Origin of the sequence: Thermanaerothrix daxensis (genome assembly GCF_001306145.1) — a bacterium.
GTDB lineage: Bacteria > Chloroflexota > Anaerolineae > Anaerolineales > Anaerolineaceae > Thermanaerothrix > Thermanaerothrix daxensis.
In genome coordinates this window covers 322,215-340,950 of the sequence record NZ_LGKO01000004.1, presented here as the reverse complement: position 1 = coordinate 340,950, position 18,736 = coordinate 322,215, and the positions used below count along the sequence as shown (strand labels likewise).

The window sequence follows — 18,736 nt, the reverse complement described above, 5'->3', positions numbered from 1 at the left end:
GAGAGGGAGCAGAAGGGGAGGACGTGGAAAGGGTGGGCGTGGATGACCGCCTGGACGTTCGGGAAGGTTTGGTAGATGAGGAGATGGGCTTTGCCCTCCCGGGAAAAGCGGGGGTGATGGAGCCAGTCGTCCAACGTCAGGGGGCCGCTGAGGATGTCCTGAGGGGTCAGTTGCCAGTGGTATCGGCTGCCGCTGTATTTGGGGGTGATGTAGAGGGTGTCGCCTTCTCTGGCACTGATGTTGCCTCCGGACATGTCGGTCAAGCGTCGTTCAGACATTCGGCGCCCGATTTGAGCAATCTGTTCGGGAAGAGATGCCATATGCTGATCTCCATAATAAAATAAAGTTTGTGGTGCTTTGCTTCAATTATGTCACACCCCACAGATTAATTGCCGAGAATAATTCTCACGACACTTTCTGCTCTGTTGAATTGGTCTGATTTCCCTATGCTTTGCCGTGTTTAGTTCCTTTTGGTGGTTCGTGGCGAGTTGCGATCTCTATATGGTGTACTTCCACCAGAGATTGTATAATTAGGCATATGAGCGGAGAGACGCTGACTCATCTGGACGAACAGGGTCGGGCACGAATGGTGGATGTTTCTGCCAAGCCCGATACGGTGAGGGTTGCCGTTGCAAAAGGTGAGGTCAGGCTCAAGCCTGAAACGCTGGCTTTGATTCGGCAAGGTCTGATGAAAAAAGGCGATGTGCTGGCAGTGGCCCAAGTGGCCGGGATTATGGCGGCTAAACGCACCTCGGAATTGATTCCTTTGTGCCACCCATTGCCATTGCATCAGGTAGATGTGCAATTGACACTTGAAGACGGGCTTCCGGGTGTTCTCATCACAGCAACAGCCCGTACTACTGCTAAAACTGGCGTGGAGATGGAAGCATTGACCGCAGTGGTGGTTAGTGCTTTGACTGTGTATGATATGGTGAAAGCGGTTGAGAAAACAGCCCAAATCACCAATATCCGGTTGGTAGAAAAGCACGGTGGGCAAAGCGGCGATGTCGTCAACGAATAATCCACAAAACCAGGCGGAGCCCTTGATCAGCCTGCGGGTGCTTCTCTTTGCCCATTTGCGCGAGGCGGTTGGGCATCATCAACTGGTGCTTTATCTTCCTGAGGGTTCGCGAGTGCGAGATCTGAAGCAAGCCCTCCTGGATCGCCATCCGGAACTGGGCTCAAGGCTAAGTAATGTTATCGTGGCGGTCAACCAGGTCTTTTCTGGGGATGAAGATATCCTTGAGGAGGGAGCGGAGGTGGCTCTCTTTCCTCCGGTCAGTGGTGGATCGCTGCCGCCCACATTTGTCGCTGTTACGGACGCGGCTCTTGATCTGGATGCATTGGTATCTCAAATTGTTCAGCCCAGTACAGGTGCTGTGTGTGTGTTTACCGGCATTGTGCGTGGGGAAACGCGACGCGGTGATCATCATCAGACAGTTGCATTAGAATATGAGGCCTATATTCCCATGGCCGAGGCTAAAATGCGCCAGATTGCGGATGAGATCCGTCAGCGTTGGCCGGACGTAGAAGGGATTGCTATGGTGCAACGCATTGGGCGGCTTAACCCTGGCGACCCAACCGTGGTCATTGCCTGTGCGGCTGCTCATCGGGACATGGGGGTCTTCGAGGCGGCTCGCTACGGCATTGATCGCTTGAAGGAGATTGTGCCGATCTGGAAAAAGGAGATTGGTCCCCAGGGCGAGACTTGGGTTGAAGGACACTATCATCCAGAGCGGGGGGAGTAAACCCATGGGGCGGGTTGTGTGCACCCAATGCGGTCAGCCATATCCTGAACAAGGGGTGCCTTATCGGTGTGTTCACTGCGGTGGCATTTATGATTTTGACTCTCCTCCGTTCTTTGATCGGAATGCCTTACGCCATGATCTCCCTGGTTTGTGGCGATTCTGGGGGGCATTGGCTTTGCCCGCAGAAGCAAGGGCATTCTGGTTGGGAGAGGGAAACACCCCATTGGTTCCGCAACCCTTTCTGGGGCGAGAAGTCTATCTGAAACTAGAATCGCTCAATCCGAGCGGTTCTTACAAGGATAGAGGAAGTGCTGTCTTGGTAAGTTGGTTGTGTGCGCGTGGTGTAATGGAAGCCGTTGAGGACTCTTCAGGAAATGCGGGGGCCTCATTTGCGGCTTATGCCGCACGCGCGGGTTTACGTGCTGTGGTTTATGTACCAGAGAGCGCCTCGGGTCCTAAACGCTTGCAGATAGAACGCTATGGGGCTACCCTGATACGCGTGCCTGGGCCGCGCTCAGCCGCGGCGCAAGCCGTGTTAGAGGCTGTTCAACAAGGTGCTGTATATGCCAGTCACGCCTATTTACCGTTTGGACTGACCGGCATCGCTACAATTGCCTACGAAGTATGGGAGCAATTGGGGCAGCGTTCACCGGGCACAGTGATTGCTCCAGTGGGACACGGAGGACTGCTGCTAGGAGTGGTGCGGGGATTCCAGGCCCTTCGGCAAGGGGGGTGGATCTCTAAGTTGCCCTACTTCGTGGGGGTTCAGGCGGTGGCATGTGCGCCGGTTGTCGCTGCTTTTGAGCAACGCCGAGGCGGAGAGATCCCCGAGGTCGAAGAGCGTCCAACTCTGGCTGAAGGGGTGCGAGTGCGTCAACCGGTGCGGATGGAGGCACTGCTGAAAGAAATCGCTTCGGACCAGGGCACCTTTCTGGCAATTGAAGAGCTTGAAATTGAGCGTGCCTTTCTCACATTATGCCGTAGCGGGATTTACGTGGAACCCACAAGTGCCCTGGTTTGGGCAGCGCTGGAACATCTGAATGAACAATTACCGGAGCCTGTGGTTTTGATCATGACTGGCTCGGGATTGAAATATGCATCTTAAAATTTTGTAGGAACCGGGGGAACGCAACTCACTTACCTTGATTGGGTAGGAGGCTTGCGCTTCTCGGGTTCCGAGGAGGTGAAACATGGGAAGCGAGATCCCCATGGAGAAAGTGGAATCCCCTCAGGAACTGGCCAAACGCCTCAACTTGAAATTCAAGGATTGGCTGCTGCTGAGTCGTGCGCTAACTCACCGTTCGTATCTTAACGAACATCCCGAGGCGCTCGAAGATAATGAGCGTCTGGAGTTTCTTGGGGATGCTGTGTTGGATTTTCTGGTTGCGGTGTGGCTTTACCACCGTTACCCCGAGATGCCCGAGGGTGACCTCACCCGCATGCGCTCGGCTCTGGTACATACTGAGCAACTGGCCGAGTTCGCGCGGCGGATCGAATTAGGGCGGGCCATGCGTTTGGGACGAGGTGAGGCCCAAGCCGGCGGAAGGGATCGTCCTTCCTTGCTGTGTGACACTTTTGAGGCGCTTATCGGGGCCTTGTATCTGGATCAGGGCCTAGAAGCGGTAGAGGCTTTTCTTTCTCCATTTCTGGAGGAGGCTGCAGAGGAGGTGCTTCTTCACCATCGCGTTGAGGATCCTAAGAGCCTGTTGCAAGAGTGGGCGCAATCTCAGGGATTTGCTGCGCCGCGCTATGTGACCCGTAATGTCTATGGCCCCGAACATGCCAAGGTCTTTGAAGTGGAAGTGCTGATTAACGGCAAGGTGTGCGGTTGGGGTAGCGGGTCAAGCAAACATGCAGCCACCAAGTCGGCAGCGCGCGACGCTATTCGACGATTGGGTATTGTCCCTGAGACCATGTTGTGAAGGAGTGAAAGCGCTCTCCATGGCTTCTCGGCTGAAATCTCTGGAATTGCAAGGGTATAAAACTTTTGCTTCTCGTATTTTGTTTGAGTTTCCCGGAAGGATTACGGCAATTGTAGGGCCAAATGGCTCAGGAAAATCGAACATAGCCGATGCCATCCGCTGGGTATTGGGCGAACAATCGTTCTCGCTATTGCGGGCGCGTAAAACCGAAGATATGATCTTTTCGGGTTCAGAGCATCGTCCGCGAGCCGGAATGGCAATGGCGAGCATTATCTTTGATAATGAGGATCAATGGCTGCCTCTGGAGTTTAGCGAGGTGAGCATTGCGCGGCGCGCCTACCGGGATGGGCAAAATGAGTACTTGCTTAATGGTCAGCGCGTTCGCTTGAAGGAAATTACCGAGTTGCTTTCACGCGCGGGGCTTTCAGAGCGCACCTATACGATTATCGGACAGGGGTTGATTGATGCTGCTCTCTCACTGCGTCCCGAGGAGCGGCGGCGGTTCTTTGAAGAAGCAGCAGGCGTTGGGCTTTATCGCATTCGGCGAGAGGAAGCCCTTACTCGTCTGGATGCTACACGCCGAAACCTGGAGCGCGTTCAGGATATCCTAATTGAACTCGAGCCCCGCGTAAAGAGCCTGGAACGGCAGGCACAACGAGCCCAAGAATATGAGCGCATTTCTGCCGATTTGAAATTGTTGTTGCGAGAATGGTATGGGTATCACTGGTTCCAAAGTCAGCAACGGGTGGTACAAAGCCGGGAAACCGTACGCAGAATCGAGCAGCGTTTGGCCGAACAGCGCGCGCGTACCGAGGAACAGGAAAATCGCCTCAAGGAAATTCGCGAAGCATGGGTTGAGGTAGGGTCTCGGATTGAGTCCTTAAAAGAGCGTGCACTTGCTCTGGAGCGTGAGAAAACCCAGTTGGAACGGAATGCTGCTGTGCTTGAAGAACGTCGGGCAGCTTTACTGGCTCAGCAGAAGAGCCTCGGTAGCGATCGGGAGCGCCTGGAAGCAGAACAGACTGAGATCCAGGTCCAAATTCTGGCTGTGGAGCGCGAACGTGAACAGGTGCAGGTCGAGTTAGAAACCGCGCGGCGAGAAATCCAAACGCTGAGCCAGCAACTTGAAAGTCGGGAAGCGGAAGAACGAGCGTTGATCACCCAGAGATCCTCACTTCAAACGACGCTGAGTGGGTTGGAAAAACGGCAATATGCTTATGAGGTTGAGCGTGAATCTTATAAGCGCCGGCTGTCTGATTTGCAGGATCAAATTAAGCGCGCCACAAACCAAAAGGAAGAGTCCCTTCGGCTCCTGGGGGAAGCAAAGGAGCGGTTGGCGCAGCAGCGTCAGGGAGTAGAGGCTTTGGAAGCCAGGACTCGCGAACTCTCTGCAGAGTTGAGCACCCTTTCACAGCGACTTGAGGCAGCACGTGAGACCTTGAGGGAAATCCAGAAGGAGCAAGATGCCGTTGAAGCGGCCATTCTGAAAGCCCGGGCAGAACTCTCTGTGATTGAGCAAGCCGAGGCAACCTTTGAGGGATTAAGTCAGGGTACCCAGGCACTGCTTCAAGCCATCCAGAACGGGCAACTTCCGGCTCGCGTCAAGCGTCTAAGTCAGGTGCTGAGCGTTGCACAGGACTATGAACAGGCTATTGCTGCGGCTTTGGGAGAACGAATTGAGGGTCTGGTGTTAGAAGACCCAGAGGCCGTGGACACGCTGTTGGCTTTTTTAGAGGGAAGTGAGAGAGGCCGCGCCATTCTGTTGGTTGGCCAAGGGGAGATTTTACAGCATGACCTCACTTCGCTGAATGATGAGGCGTGCCTTGGTCGGGCGATTGAGTTTGTGCAAGTAACCCCTGCCAATCAAGGACTGCTTCGGGCACTTTTGGGAAATGTTTGGGTGGTTCGTCATCGTCGTGATGCTCGCCGTCTTTGGCCTGCTCTTCCAGAAGGGGGACGGTTGGTGACCCTTCAGGGTGAGGTTTTTTCTTCGGATGGCGTGATCGCTGCAGGCCTGGATCGGCGCACGACGTTGATCACGCGGAGCCAGCGGCAGCGCGAGCTCCAGGCAACGTTACGGCGGCTGGAACAGAAATTGGCGGCTTTGGGGCAATCCAGAGTTGCCCACGAGGCTGACCTGGCGCAAGTAGAGAATGACCGTGTTGCAGTTGAGCGAGAACTTAAACGTCGGCGGGCAGAATTAGAGCAAAAGCGACGTGAATATGAGGCGCTGGTGGGACGAGTTCGTCGTCAGGAAGAGGATTTGCGCCGGGTAGAAGAAACTTTACGTCAGGCGGAATCTCAGAAGAGTGTGATTGAGCAGCAAGCGCAAGCCCTGGAACAGGCGGCGAAAGCCTCACAGAGCGAAGTCAAAGCATTGCAAGCTCAATTAGAGCAGATAAATGCGGCCATTCAGGCATTGGCGGTGGGTACGCTCAAAGACCAGATCAATCACTGGCGTTCTGTGGAACGGATGACCACTCAGCGCATGAATCATCTGTCTCAACGCTTAAGCGATTATCAGCAAGCTCTGCAACGCACGACATCTCGGCTGAATGAACTAGAAGCAAGGTCCGTTCAAATCCAAACTACCCTGATGTCCCTGGAACAGGAAGCGGCGGCACTTCAAGGACGTCTGCGTGAGTTTGAGCGGGATGAAGCAGAGTTGCGTGAGCAATATGCGCCTTTGGAAACCGAGCATCACCGCCTTCAGGCTGATCAAGAGCGGGTCATGGCAGAATGGCGGGCTCAGCAACAGCAGCTCACGCTTCTTGAGAAGCAGGCGCAGCAGGCTCAGCTTGAACATATGCGTGAGGAAGAAGCGCTGGCTTCTTTACAGCGGCGTATTGAGGAGGATTTAGGCCTGGTATCCTTCACCTACATTGAAACGGTTGCCGGCCAGGAGCCCTTACCTCTCAATGGGATGGTAGAAGCCTTGCCGGCACTTCAACAACTCCCTCCGGATATCGAAGACAGTATTGCTCGTTACCGAAGCCAGTTGAAACGCATCGGACATATTTCTCCCGACTTGCTTAAGGAGTACCAGGAACTTAGGGCACGCTACGATTATTTGCGTGACCAAATGGAAGACCTGAAAAAAGCCGAAAGCGATTTGCGTGAGGTCATAGCCGAACTGGATGGATTGATCCGAGAAGCCTTCTTGAAAACCTTTAAGGCTGTGGCACGTGAATTTCAGCAGAATTTTGTGCGCCTGTTTGGGGGGGGCGAAGCCCGTTTGTACCTGGAGGATGAAACCAAACCCGGCGAGTCGGGCATTGAGATCGAAGTGCGTTTACCCGGCAGGCGCGAGCAGGGTTTAGCCCTGTTATCCGGGGGAGAGCGTAGTTTGACCTCTGTGGCACTGGTGTTTTCCTTGCTGAAAGTTTCTCCTCCACCGTTTTGCATTCTGGATGAAGTGGATGCGATGCTGGATGAAGCCAACGTTGGCCGTTTCTGTGACATGCTCAAAGAACTGAGCCAGGAGACTCAATTTATTATCATCACCCATAACCGGAACACCGTACAAACAGCGGATGTGATTTACGGGGTAACCATGGGGAAAGATATGACCAGTCAGGTAATCTCCCTGCGTCTCGAAAACCTGGCTGAAGTGCTGGTCTGATCCGGATCCAAGAAAAAAGCCCTCGCTGAATTGCGAGGGCCTGAGGAGGCTCTAAACTTTCTAATTAAGAATACCCGGAGGAAGGGTGGGCTCGGCAGGTAACTTGCCCTGCCAGACATTATCGTAGCGCTCCACTTTGAGCTCGGTTTTCTTGGCATCAAGCCACTCCTGGTATTTCTGGTTCAGTAATTGTTGGCGGCGATCAGCAGACATAGGACGCACTTCTCGTCCCAGGAGCTGGATAATGTGCCACCCATACTCTGTCTGGACGGGTTGACTGATCTGGCCAATTTCGGTCAGGGCAAAGGCAGCCTCTTCAAAGGCCTGGCTCATTTCTCCTTTACCGAACCATCCCAAATCGCCTCCGCGGTCCTTGTTGCTAGTATCTTGCGAGACCTCGGCAGCAATCTTGGTCCAATCTTCACCCGCGGCAAGACGATCCAGCACCCTTTTTGCCTCTTCCTCAGTCTTGACCAGGATGTGGCGCGCCCATACCTGTTCTTCTTCGTAAGGAATTTCGGCATCCAACTTTTTCATGAGTTTATCTCGGAGCAGGAATGCCTTGAATAGCGCTCGCAGATCGGCTTCACTTAGTCCTGTGGCTGTGGTTAGCCCCTCTAGGTATTGGTTGTAACTGGTGCGAAAGCCCTCTTCGGTGAGGGGCGTGGGGGTGGGGAAAGGAGTCTCGGTGGGGGTTGGGGTCGCGTTAGGATCTGGGGTGGCGGTTGGTGTACTGGTCGGTACCGGCGTTGGGGTAGGACCTTCGGTGGGGGTGCTTGTCGCGGTGGGGGTGGCTGTGGGTGGGATGAGAGTTCGCTGCAAGGCGTTCAGCGTGGCGGTGGCGTAAGGCGTGCTGGTGGGGGCCGGAGTGGGAGTCCCCGCTGGATAATATCCAAAGGCTTCTTGAATGGCCTGGGTGATTTCCTCCTCGCTTACGGTGATCCCCAGGGAGGCTGCTTCGTGTTCGAGGATACGGGCTTCAATTAATGCATCCAGTGCCTTTGAGCCCAGGGTATTGGCATCATTGAGCGCAGAGGCACTCTGTTGAATCTGGGCGTCGAAGTAAGCCTGGGAGACAGGATCGAAGTTAAACAGTTGTTTGTATTGGGTCAGTGTGGTAATGCTTTGAATGAGTTGGTAACGTTCGAACTTTACACGTTTTTGCAACTCAGCCAAGGAGATCGGACTACCGGCAACCCGGGCAACGGGGCGTTGCTGTTGTAAAACGTATTGGTCCAGTAAGCCGTAAGCAATCACCAGCACCGCAAGGGCTATAACACTCAGGGTTCCCCACAAAACAAGGCGGCGATTGCGCAGTTCACGCTCAACCCGACTTTGCTGTTTACGCGAGATGACTTTGGTTTTTGGTTTCTTTGCCATGACTGAGCCTCAAAAGCGACATGCATAAAATAAAGGGCATGAGCAGTTGGCTGCATGCCCTTGGGGCGATACGCAATGCGTTTACAGCAAGCCCTCGCTCAGATCCTTGGCCACAAAAGGCAAGAGGGCCAGGTGACGAGCCCGTTTAATCTCGCGGGCCAGCAAGCGCTGGTGCTTGGCGCACGTGCCGGTTTGGCGTCGTGGGCGGATTTTGCCTTCCTCGGTGAGGAAGCGGCGTAGTAAGTCTACCTGCTTGTAATCAATGGTGGCATTCTTGTCAGCACAAAACTGGCAGATTTTAGGTCGCGCAGCAAAACGGCGCGGGGCCGCTACCTGTTCGTGTTCTACTAATTCAACGTCGGTCATGCTTCAAACTCCTAGAATGGGTATTCATCTTCCTCGATTTCTTCGTCAGTGCTATGGGTTTCCTGCAGCGATTCAGTGAAATGATTATTCGAGAGGGGTTCGCGGCGTTCGCCCAGGATCATCATTTCATTGGCCACAATTTCCACTGAGGTGTGTTTATTGCCCTCACTGTCTTCCCAGCGGCGTGTTTGCAAACGCCCTTCCACATAGACCTGCTGGCCTTTGCTCAGGTACTGCTTGCAAATTTCGGCCAGGTTTCCCCAGGTGACCACGTTGAACCATTCGGTTTCAGTGTGGCGTTCACCGTTGGAGGTGTTCCAGGTACGAGTTGTTGCAATGGTAAATGTGGTGACGGGTCGTCCTGAAGGCGTATAGCGCATTTCTGGGTCACGCCCCAGATGGCCAATTAACATGACTTTATTCAAGCCCCGGCTCATTTTCACACTCCGCTGAGGTTACCCTACAAACACGTCCTATGCACGGTTGACGATTAGAAAGCGCATAACGGGCTCAAAATAGCGTAGATTGCGCTCGAGTTCGGCGCTATAGGCGGGGGGCATTTGCATTTCAAACAGCACGTAATGGCCTTCGTGGCGTTTGCGAATTGGGTAGGCCAAACGGCGTTTGCCCCACAAATCTACTTTACTGATGGTGCCACCTGCTTCGGTTATCCACCCTTTGACCTTTTCGATGACGCCCTGAAGGGCGGCTTCGTCCAGCTCAGGCTGGACAATGAAAACCAGTTCGTACGCTCGCATGTAAGTGTTATTCCTCCTTAACTTTCCTTGGGTTTGCCCTTCGTCTTTAGACGGAGGGTGGAAAGCAGCCTTGAGGTCTGCTTTGGCGAGCCCAAGTTTACTATGAATCTCTTGATTCGGAAAGGGTGTTTAAAAACGCAAGGGCGTGCTAAAATGGTTGAAGTTCTGACTTGCCAATTCTGGAGGAGACTCATGGAAGTGGAAATTTTGTATCGGCCTTCCTATTCAGTGGCACGGGTGAGGCTTTCGCCGAATGAGGCTTTGCTGGCTGAAACTGGAGCCATGGTAGGAATGTCAGCCGGGGTTCAGTTGGAAACCAAAATGCGTGGAGGGTTTTTGAAATCCCTGAGCCGCTCTGTGCTGGGCGGGGAGTCGTTCTTTGTCAATACCTTCCGGGCGCCCTCTCAAGGGGGGGAAATTTTGCTTGCCCCCACGCTACCGGGTGATGTTTTTGAATTGCCGCTGAATAACGAGACCTATTTGGTGCAGTCTGGCTCATTTATGGCCTCGAGCGAAGGGATCCAGACAGATACCAAATGGTCGGGGGCGCGAACATTCTTTGGTGGAGAGGGCTTGATCATGCTCCGCTGCAGTGGGAGCGGTGTGCTCTTGCTATCCAGTTACGGGGCTATTCATGAACTTGACCTCAAAGCCGGCGAAACCTACACGGTAGACACCGGACATCTCGTTGCTTTCAAAGAGAATGTTGGGTTTCGGGTTCGGGCAGTGGGGGGATTGAAATCCACCTTGTTTGGTGGTGAAGGGCTGGTGGTGGATCTGACAGGCCCGGGAAAGGTTTTGTTGCAGACTCGAAGCGAGGGCGCTTTTCTGGATTGGTTGATCCCCAAGATCCCTAAACGTTCATCAGACTGAAAGCCGCCAGTTCAGTAAGGCAACCCGGCAATAGCATGGAGAACGGCGCGCGCCAGTAAGGCATCATCAAAAGCGCGATGACTGTTCGGAAGCGGGATGCCCAGGTAGCGTCCCGCTTCTTCGAGTTTAAAGTAGCGATAAGCACGGCGGCCGGGGTCCCACTCTCCTCGAAACTCGGCAAAAATTTGCATAATGTCCAAGGTGCTGAAAGTGTCTTGCCATCTCAAACCGTAACGCGTTAGAGACTGTTCCATCATGCGGCGATCAAAGTCGGCATTATAAGCGGCAATCAGGCGACCTCTAACCAAGGGACGCAGGCTGTTCCATACCACTGGCCAGGGTGGGGCTGTTTTCACCTCCTCGTCTCGTATGCCGTGTACAGCAATTACTTCCGGAGGAATCGGACGGGATGGGCGGACCAGAGATTGAAACAGAAGGCTTCCATCATACTCCACTATGGCAATTTCAACGATTTCGGCGTTTTTATCCAGCCCAGTGGTTTCTGTGTCCAGGTATAAAGGGCGTTTTTCGATTTGCTGTCTGGCAAAATCTCTAATCTGATTACGGAAGGACATCTCATTCATAGGCACTATGGAAGATTCCAATAGGCGATTTCGTCGAGAAATACAGTAAAGCCGGGTGTGTTGTGAGCGGCAATGACGGCCCCAGTATAGCCCTCAGCGAGGAATTGGGCATTGCTAATTTCGCTCAGGAAGGACCCATTGGCAAATAGACGAAACGTGTTATCTTCCATCCATACCCCGAGGCGATTGGTTTGTTCGGGCCCAGTGCGGAGAATCAGCCGGTCGTCTTTCTGAGTGAGGAGGTTGACGTATTTTTCGCCATCCCAATATCCAAATCCGTATTGCCCATCACAGGTGAGTGTAAACCAGTAACCCCGGATAAAATCCGGCGAGCGTACAATCAGTCCATAGGTGTCTTGTCCGGCACAGTCCCCTGTACGGAATAGCCCTTCTACGTAGCCGTTCTGAATCTTGCGCCCCCCCGTGCGCCAGCCGTGATATCCGGTAGCATATTTACTGGTCAGGATCATAGAGCCGCTTTGAACACGGATAAGCGTGTTCTCGTCCTCATAAATTTTGCCCTCAAGCCCAAACGAGCGCCCACTGTCAAGAGTATCCACGTAAATCGGATCTCCCAGGTGTGCACGAGGGTCTTCGGCTGTTGTGGGGGTCGAGGTCGGTAATATCTCTGGGGTTGGCGAAGGGGATGGCAAAGGGGTTTCATGAATGGGTGGTGTATAGGGTGGCGTGATAGTGGGTTGCAAGGCATATTGGGTCAAGGTTTGGGCCACCTGAGTACCGATTTCGTCCGGGGTGGCACGTACAGTGCTCACTGGGAGATTACATGCCAGGGCTGTGAGAAGTAATAAGCCCAATAACACAAAAATTGCTTTGGGCACAAGAGCCTCCTTGGGGTTCATCTTATTGGGAATTATAGTCTAAAATTGAGGCAGACCCCATTTGAGAGCCGAATCTCGGATAAATGCTAAAGCCTTGCGTAGTCATTGCATTTTATAAACCGTATGGTGTGTTAAGCGCCTTTACCGATATGGCGGGCCGACCCACCTTAAAGGATTATATTCAGGTACCGGATGTTTATCCGGTGGGGCGGTTGGATCTAGATAGTGAAGGACTGCTTCTTCTCTCCAATGATGGGGATCTCATTCATCGCTTGACCCACCCGCGTCATCATGTTGCTAAAACATATCTGGTGCAGGTTGAGGGAATCATTACGCCAGAGGCGGTAGCGGCTTTGCAGCGGGGGGTGATCATCAAAGGACGTCGTACGCGGCGCTGTCAGGTGGTGGTGATCCCGGAGCCGGCGTTGCCCCCGCGTGAGAAACCGGTCACACCCCATGGCCCTACCAGTTGGTTGCGCATTGTGCTTTTTGAGGGAATGAAGCGTCAGATTCGTCACATGACGGCGGCGGTGGGATTTCCAACTTTGCGTCTTGTGCGCATAGCCGTTGGTCCCATTAACCTGGAAGGTTTACTGCCAGGGCAGTGGCGCTTTCTTTCTCCACTAGAAGTTGCACGCCTTCAGGAGGCTTCTCGGCGATGATGCTGACAGCAGGATTGATATAATAGCCGCGTATGAAGACCTATGTGATTCGGGTCGAGCCTTATGACGATGTGCTCTCAGTGGGAGATAAAATAACCTGGACGCAGGCTCAGCGTATTATTCTGATCCTGCCGCTCAGACGCTCACCTCGATTTTCCCGTTTGGACTGGGTGCGTCTGCAGCGAGGTGCTCAAAGCGTGGGGGCTCAACTTGCGGTCGTCAGCCGAGAGTCTGAGACCATTGGGGTATGCGCGGGGGTAGGTATCCCCGTTTTTAAAACCGTGGAGGCAGCCCAAAAGGGACGGTGGCGGCGTTCTCCAGGAACGGTTTTGAGAAAATCCTCCTGGCTCTCTGCTCGACTATACACCCTTCGACGTCAACGGGAAGCAACACAGGCTTTACTTCTTGAAATGACCCCCAAAAGTCTTCCATTAATATTACGCATGGGGATCTTCTTATTTGGCTTAGGGGCTGTCTTGGTGTTAATGGCGCTGCTCTTGCCAAGCGCTATTCTTGAGGTGGAATTACCCAAACGTGAGCAACAGGTAGAGATGTTTGTTCGGCTCTCACCCCAGGCCCAGTTTGTACAGATGAGCGGTGTGGTGCCCTGCATGGAGAGGAAAGTAGAGGTTGAATCTCAAGTGGAGGAGGTCGCCAGCGGGATAGCCCAATGGCCTGCTACCTATGCTCAGGCCGTGGTCACGATCCAGAATCTGACCGAGGTTTCTCAACTTATTCCGAGAGAGAGCCTCTTTGTCGCGTTGGGAACAGAACCAATCCGCTTTGAGACCATTGAGGATATAGTACTTCCGGCCGGGATTGGCCAAACAGTTTCTGTCCCGGTGCGGGCTTTACAAGCGGGAAGGAAAGGAAACGTGCCAGCTGGCACTGCCTGGGAAGTTGAGGGGGCACTGAGCCCGGTTGTACGTGTATCCAATCCCGAGCCGGCGCATGGTGGAACTGACTCCATGGTGACGGTGGTGAGCGAGATGGATGTACAACGGGCCCGTGAGCGTGTGCTGATTATCCAGCAACGTGAGGCTACCAAGATAATGGAGGAAAACCTGGAAGCGGGTGAGGTCCTGGTGCCATCCACAGTTCACTTGCAGGAAATTTTAGAAGAGAGTGTTTTCCCCAATGTTGGAGAACCAGCGACTCTGTTCCTGGTGAAAACAAAAAGCCTTTACCACGGGTGTTCGATCAGGCAGAGCGATCTGGAAGAACTGATCCGGGCGACGCTTGGGGTTCAGACCCCGCCCGGATATCAGGCATTGAACGATGCAGTAAAAGTAGAGCGCTTTGAAGAGCATGCAAACGTGGAGGCAGGTTCCATGGGGTTGAGGGTGCGAGGAAGTCGGTGGTTGGTGCCCTCAATCCGAACCGATGAGATAGCCCGGCTGCTGGTGGGTAAATCTGTGGAGGAAGCGGCAGAGATTTTGGGCTCGGCAGTTGAGGGAGGAAAGGTGACCCGGGTTGCACTGACCCCTGCGTGGTGGGGGCGTTTCCCGTTTTTACCCTGGCGGATTCAGGTGGTCTTGAGATAGGGTTGTCTCATGCGAGTACTGTGTGTGGATCCGGGTGAAAAGCGTATTGGGTTGGCCGTCAGTGATCCGGGTGGGATCATTGCCCGACCCTTGATGATTCTTAACCACGTATCACGAGATAAGGACGCGCGCGAAATCGTGACTCTAGCCGAATCCATGGAAGTAGGCTTGATTGTGGTTGGTGTTCCCTATCAAACGGGGGTGGAGATAGGTCCCGCCGCGCGGCGCGCACTCCGACTAGCCGAGGCCATTCGGAGCATGACCCACATTCCTGTTACCACTTGGGATGAGAGTGGAAGCACCCAGCGGGTTCAGGCTTTAATGCGTGAGATGGGGGTTTCTCGGAGGAAGCAACGTGAGCCGTTAGATCATCGAGCGGCAGCCGTCATTCTCCAGGACTTTTTGGATACCCAGGCCGCTTTAAAAAAAGACCTTTTCAATGAGGGGGGCTTTGAGTAAGGAGATCAACTCTTATGAAATCACGTAGAAAACGATCTTTGCAGTTGGGCCTTTTCGTTTTTCTTTCCTTAGGGTGTCTTTTCGCGCTGATAGGGTTTATTGTTCTGGTGGATATCCCCCGTCAGGTAGCAGACCGATTTGGCCCCCCGGCGGCAGATCTTTCCTGGCTTGAGCGCCAGTATCTGACCTGGATGCTGTTTTTGAACGAATCTCGTTTATCCGCTCCCGCGAGTGCTCGCGAAACACCTGCCCTGGTTTTCACGGTGGAAGAGGGAGAACCTACCCTTTCGGTTATCCAACGGCTTGAACAGGCTGGGTTAATTCGTGATGCTGAGGCCTTTCGTGTGCTCCTGATCTATTTAGGGCTGGATAAGGGTATTCAAGCCGGGCAATATGAACTTTCACCCGCGATGGATGGGATCCAAATGGCTTACGCTCTTCAAAAAGGAGGACGCCTTGAGGTGACAGTTACCATCCTGCCGGGTTGGCGGGCTGAAGAAATTGCCCGTGTGTTGCGCCTTTCGGGGGTACTGGATAATGAAGCGCAGTTTTTAGAAATTGTGCGGAACCCGCCTGCCTTGCCTGGGCTAGAGACCCTGGAGTATCCACACGCGCTGGAAGGATTCTTGATGCCGGGCACCTATACCTTCCGACGAGACGCGCCCGTTCGGCAGATTATTGCGCAAATGGTAGAACGTTTTGTTCAGGCCCTGACGCCTGAAATCCGGGAAGGATTTGCCCAACAAGGTCTAACCTTGTACCAGGGGATTATCCTTGCCTCCATTGTTGAGCGAGAAGGGGTGGTCAAAGAAGAGTACCCTATAATCGCTTCGGTATTCATTAATCGTCTTAAAGCAGGCATGAAACTGGATAGCGATCCGACCGTGCAATATGCTCTGGGGTACGATATTCATATGCAGACGTGGTGGAAAAACCCGCTTTCTGCGGATGATTTGAAGGTAGATTCCCCCTATAATACTTATATCTATTCAGGTTTACCCCCAACGCCTATTTGTAACCCGGGATTGGAGGCTATACAGGCTGTAGCCCATCCCGCTCAGACACCCTATTACTACTTTCGGGCACGTTGTGATCGGTCAGGGCGCCACATTTTTGCGGAAACCTATGACGAACACCTATCCAATGCGTGTAAATGAGATGAAATTGAGTGGAGGCGAATCATGAAGACGGCCTTAGGAATTGATATCGGAGGAAGTGGGATCAAAGGTGCCGTAGTTGATCTGGAGAGTGGCAAATTGCTCACTGAACGATTGCGTTTGCCAACGCCAGCGCAGGCCAAACCTGAGGCCGTGGCGGAGGTGGTGGCAGATTTGGTTCGCGCTTTACGCTGGAGCGGGGTGATAGGTTGTGGATTTCCAGCGGTTGTCCATCATGGGATTGCCCTGACGGCTGCTAATGTGCATAAGAACTGGATCGGCACCGATGTCAATCGCTTGTTGAGCGAAGCCACTGGTTGCCCTACCTTCACCTTGAATGATGCCGATGCGGCTGGAATTGCTGAAATGCGTTTTGGGGTGGGGAAGGAGAATTCGCGGGGGGTGGTGATCATGCTTACCCTGGGCACTGGGATCGGTTCGGCCATCTTTACCGATGGTTATCTGGTACCAAATACGGAATTTGGGCATCTCAAAATACGCGGTAAGGATGCGGAATGGCGTGCCTCAGATGCGGCTCGCAAGCGCAAGAAGTTAACCTGGAAAAAGTACGCCAAGCGCTTACAAGAATACCTTAATGAGATGGAAAACCTATTCTGGCCCGATTTGTTCATCATTGGGGGCGGGCTTAGCAAGCAGGCGGATAAATTCCTGCCTTTGCTTTCTCTGCGTACCCGTATTGTGCCCGCCCAACTTCAAAACCTGGCCGGAATTATTGGGGCCGCCTTATATGCAGGTGGAATGATTTAGCCCCCACCTCCACTGCTTCCTACCAGCCCGCCCTCGGTCAAACGTCGTAAATCGCGGAAGACAGCGCGAATATCTTCCTCGCTTAAGGGGAGCCCGGTGTCTTTATGATGGAGTTCTCCTTTTTGTGCCTTTTCTAGAGCCACTTCCTGGATAGTCAGGTTGCGGCTCATGGCTTCTTTGACCAGCGCGGCGCCCGCCATGTAGCCGATCAGAGGATTGAGGGCAGTGACCAGGATGGGGTTGCGGGCCAGCCAACCCTCGGCTTTTTCACGATTGGCCTGGATTCCAACCACGCATTTACGGGTAAAAGCACGTACGGCTCCAATCATGACGTGCATCATTTCGAAGAGATCGTGAGCGATGATGGGCATCATGACATTGAGTTCAAGTTGCCCGGCTTGGGAGGCCAGCGCTACTGCTGTATCCAGGCCAATGATGTGGTACATGGCCATGTTAAGCATTTCGGCAAGGACTGGGTTGACCTTGCCGGGCATAATAGAAGAGCCCGGTTGCACTGGCGGTAAGCGTATTTCATCTAACCCGGTGGTCGGCCCAGAGGAAAGCAGGCGGATGTCGTTGGCAATGCGGGTCAGGGTTAAAGCAAGGGTGCGCATCGAGGCGGAAAAATCAGCCATGTCCGCCATGGACTGCATGGACTCAAAGAGGTCATCCGAGGTATAGAGGCGTAACCCGCTGATCTCAGAGAGGCGCGCCACCATACGAGGGTGGTACTCCGGATGAGCATTTAATCCGGTGCCCGTGGCAGTGCCCCCAATACCCAGGCGGCGTAATCCTTCAGCGGCGCGCTCAATGCGCTCGCGATCGCGCGCTACTGCCCGTGCGTAGGCGCCAAACTCCTGGCCCAGACGCACAGGCACAGCGTCTTGCAAGTGTGTGCGTCCTGATTTAACAATATTATCAAAAGCCACGGCCTTTTCATGCAAGGCATGCGTTAATTCATCAACGGTCTGCAGCAATTCATCCAATCGCCATAGGCATCCCAGGCGGATGGCTGTGGGAATCGTATCGTTGGTGGACTGGGACATATTAACGTGATCATTGGGGTGCACACGGTATTCTCCCAGATTCCCACCCAGGATCAGAGTGGCGCGGTTGGCAATTACCTCGTTGGTATTCATATTGTGGCTGGTACCAGCGCCTGCCTGAAAAGGATCCACCACAAACTGGTCATCCCATCGTCCTTCCATGACCTCGGTAGCAGCCTGAACGATGGCCTGGGCACGGGTGGGATCGAGCAGGCCAAGGGCGCTATTGACCTCTGCTGCTGCCCGTTTGATTAGCCCCATGGACCAGATAAAGGCTCGATAGGGTTTGCGGCCAGAGATGGGAAAGTTCTCCACGGCGCGTTGGGTCTGCGCTCCATATAATGCCTTGGCAGGTACGTGAACTTCTCCCAGGGAGTCGCGTTCGATGCGGTAAGTCTCTTCCATAGCAGACAAAAGTAACCTCCTTGGTGCAAATAGGTATGAAGAAAAGAGGAAGCCGTTTGACGACTTCCTCCAGGTGAATGCCAGATGGCTATCTACTTCTCCAGGGCGCTGTAGCCGGGGCCCTCTTTGAAGTACGCATAATTTTTGGCAATGTCAGGGGTGAGGTCCACCGTTTCGCCTGGTTTCAGGGTCCGGGTGGCTTCTAGATGGACAGGCTCGCCAAAGTGATTCACCCCATCATAAACCTCGGTGAAGCCTGGAGTGCCCACAGGCATGGAGAGTCGTTCGCCGCCCTTGGCTACGTAGGCGGAAGGCACTTCATCTTCGGGGAATATAGCGGCATAAGGACATTCGGGAACGCAGGCGCCGCAATCAATGCAGGTGTCGGGGTCAATGTAGTACCATGGCCACTGTTCAACCGGTTTACCGGGAACGATGCAATCCACAGGACAAACAGTAGTACAGCCTGCATCACGCAGACAGAGACTGGTGATAATGTGGCTCATGACTCCTCCTTTCTTGAGATTGAAGGTGAAACTTACGTGGTGGACTCGGATAATCTAAACTTTCCCAGAGTGTGTTGGCCTGGAGGATTATCCAACC

Annotated in this window: 19 protein-coding genes and 1 pseudogene; 11 read left to right on the top strand and 9 right to left on the bottom strand. The window is 53.6% G+C overall.

Annotated elements, in window-relative coordinates; all coding sequences use genetic code 11:
- Nucleotides 1-320 (bottom strand): class II aldolase/adducin family protein (locus SE15_RS14175; RefSeq protein WP_160316691.1); only part of this gene is annotated, 320 nt, incomplete at its 3' end.
- 218 nt (nt 321-538) lie between these two features.
- On the opposite strand from SE15_RS14175, the gene moaC reads away from it, so the two are divergent.
- The 5 genes from moaC to smc all read left to right on the top strand — a co-directional run bounded on the left by moaC (nt 539) and on the right by smc (nt 7,292).
- Complete coding sequence (gene moaC / locus SE15_RS08655) at nt 539-1,021, top strand: cyclic pyranopterin monophosphate synthase MoaC (protein ID WP_054521716.1); 483 nt, start codon at nt 539-541, stop codon at nt 1,019-1,021.
- Nucleotides 1,005-1,748 carry a molybdopterin converting factor subunit 1 gene (gene moaD, locus SE15_RS08650; RefSeq protein ID WP_083461835.1) on the top strand — a complete coding sequence of 248 codons (744 nt, stop codon included), beginning with the start codon at nt 1,005-1,007 and terminating at the stop codon, nt 1,746-1,748. The genes moaC and moaD overlap by 17 nt, the downstream gene beginning before the upstream one ends.
- A gap of 4 nt (nt 1,749-1,752) precedes the next feature.
- Nucleotides 1,753-2,853 carry a threonine synthase gene (locus SE15_RS08645; RefSeq protein WP_054521714.1) on the top strand — a complete coding sequence of 367 codons (1,101 nt, stop codon included), beginning with the start codon at nt 1,753-1,755 and terminating at the stop codon, nt 2,851-2,853.
- An 85-nt stretch (nt 2,854-2,938) separates the two neighbouring features.
- Entirely contained in the window at nt 2,939-3,670 is a 732-nt protein-coding gene (rnc, locus tag SE15_RS08640; protein WP_236690012.1) for a ribonuclease III, read from the top strand.
- Nucleotides 3,671-3,689: 19 nt separating this feature from the next.
- On the top strand, nt 3,690-7,292 hold the full coding sequence (gene smc, locus SE15_RS08635) for a chromosome segregation protein SMC (RefSeq protein ID WP_054521713.1): 3,603 nt from the start codon (nt 3,690-3,692) through the stop codon (nt 7,290-7,292).
- A gap of 60 nt (nt 7,293-7,352) precedes the next feature.
- Here the strand turns inward: smc and SE15_RS08630 are convergent, their stop codons facing one another.
- From SE15_RS08630 to rpsF, 4 genes are all read right to left on the bottom strand, one after another.
- Nucleotides 7,353-8,672: a peptidylprolyl isomerase gene (locus tag SE15_RS08630; RefSeq protein WP_054521712.1), complete on the bottom strand. Its 1,320-nt coding sequence runs from the start codon at nt 8,670-8,672 to the stop codon at nt 7,353-7,355.
- A gap of 81 nt (nt 8,673-8,753) precedes the next feature.
- Nucleotides 8,754-9,038 carry a 30S ribosomal protein S18 gene (gene rpsR / locus SE15_RS08625; protein ID WP_054521711.1) on the bottom strand — a complete coding sequence of 95 codons (285 nt, stop codon included), beginning with the start codon at nt 9,036-9,038 and terminating at the stop codon, nt 8,754-8,756.
- An 11-nt stretch (nt 9,039-9,049) separates the two neighbouring features.
- Nucleotides 9,050-9,475 carry a single-stranded DNA-binding protein gene (locus tag SE15_RS08620; protein WP_054521710.1) on the bottom strand — a complete coding sequence of 142 codons (426 nt, stop codon included), beginning with the start codon at nt 9,473-9,475 and terminating at the stop codon, nt 9,050-9,052.
- A 36-nt stretch (nt 9,476-9,511) separates the two neighbouring features.
- Entirely contained in the window at nt 9,512-9,796 is a 285-nt protein-coding gene (gene rpsF, locus SE15_RS08615; protein ID WP_054521709.1) for a 30S ribosomal protein S6, read from the bottom strand.
- Between the two features lie 192 nt (nt 9,797-9,988).
- On the opposite strand from rpsF, the gene SE15_RS08610 reads away from it, so the two are divergent.
- Nucleotides 9,989-10,669: a TIGR00266 family protein gene (locus SE15_RS08610; protein WP_054521708.1), complete on the top strand. Its 681-nt coding sequence runs from the start codon at nt 9,989-9,991 to the stop codon at nt 10,667-10,669.
- Nucleotides 10,670-10,680: 11 nt separating this feature from the next.
- On the opposite strand, the gene SE15_RS08605 is transcribed toward SE15_RS08610, so the two are convergent.
- Nucleotides 10,681-11,253: a 3'-5' exonuclease gene (locus SE15_RS08605; protein WP_054521707.1), complete on the bottom strand. Its 573-nt coding sequence runs from the start codon at nt 11,251-11,253 to the stop codon at nt 10,681-10,683.
- Nucleotides 11,254-11,258: 5 nt separating this feature from the next.
- On the bottom strand, nt 11,259-12,092 hold the full coding sequence (locus tag SE15_RS08600) for a hypothetical protein (RefSeq protein WP_054521706.1): 834 nt from the start codon (nt 12,090-12,092) through the stop codon (nt 11,259-11,261).
- Between the two features lie 83 nt (nt 12,093-12,175).
- Between SE15_RS08600 and SE15_RS08595 the strand changes: the two genes are divergently transcribed.
- From SE15_RS08595 to ppgK, 5 genes are read left to right on the top strand one after another with little or no spacing between them, the layout of a single operon-like run.
- Nucleotides 12,176-12,754, top strand: a complete 579-nt coding sequence (locus SE15_RS08595; protein WP_054521705.1) for a pseudouridine synthase — start codon at nt 12,176-12,178, stop codon at nt 12,752-12,754.
- Between the two features lie 32 nt (nt 12,755-12,786).
- Nucleotides 12,787-14,298, top strand: coding sequence for a baseplate J/gp47 family protein (locus SE15_RS08590; RefSeq protein WP_054521704.1), 1,512 nt, complete (start codon nt 12,787-12,789; stop codon nt 14,296-14,298).
- A 9-nt stretch (nt 14,299-14,307) separates the two neighbouring features.
- A complete protein-coding gene (ruvX, locus tag SE15_RS08585) occupies nt 14,308-14,757 on the top strand; it encodes a Holliday junction resolvase RuvX (protein ID WP_054521703.1) in 450 nt (149 codons plus the stop codon).
- 14 nt (nt 14,758-14,771) lie between these two features.
- Nucleotides 14,772-15,914, top strand: a complete 1,143-nt coding sequence (gene mltG / locus SE15_RS08580; RefSeq protein WP_054521702.1) for an endolytic transglycosylase MltG — start codon at nt 14,772-14,774, stop codon at nt 15,912-15,914.
- Nucleotides 15,915-15,938: 24 nt separating this feature from the next.
- Nucleotides 15,939-16,682, top strand: coding sequence for a polyphosphate--glucose phosphotransferase (gene ppgK, locus SE15_RS08575; protein ID WP_054521701.1), 744 nt, complete (start codon nt 15,939-15,941; stop codon nt 16,680-16,682).
- Here the strand turns inward: ppgK and SE15_RS08570 are convergent.
- Both SE15_RS08570 and SE15_RS14940 read right to left on the bottom strand, forming a co-directional pair.
- On the bottom strand, nt 16,679-18,133 hold the full coding sequence (locus SE15_RS08570) for an aspartate ammonia-lyase (protein ID WP_054521700.1): 1,455 nt from the start codon (nt 18,131-18,133) through the stop codon (nt 16,679-16,681). The two genes, ppgK and SE15_RS08570, sit on opposite strands and share 4 nt — an antisense overlap.
- A 296-nt stretch (nt 18,134-18,429) precedes the next feature.
- Nucleotides 18,430-18,639, bottom strand: a pseudogene (locus SE15_RS14940) (4Fe-4S dicluster domain-containing protein); the annotation flags it as partial.
- Between the last annotated feature and the right edge of the window lie 97 nt (nt 18,640-18,736).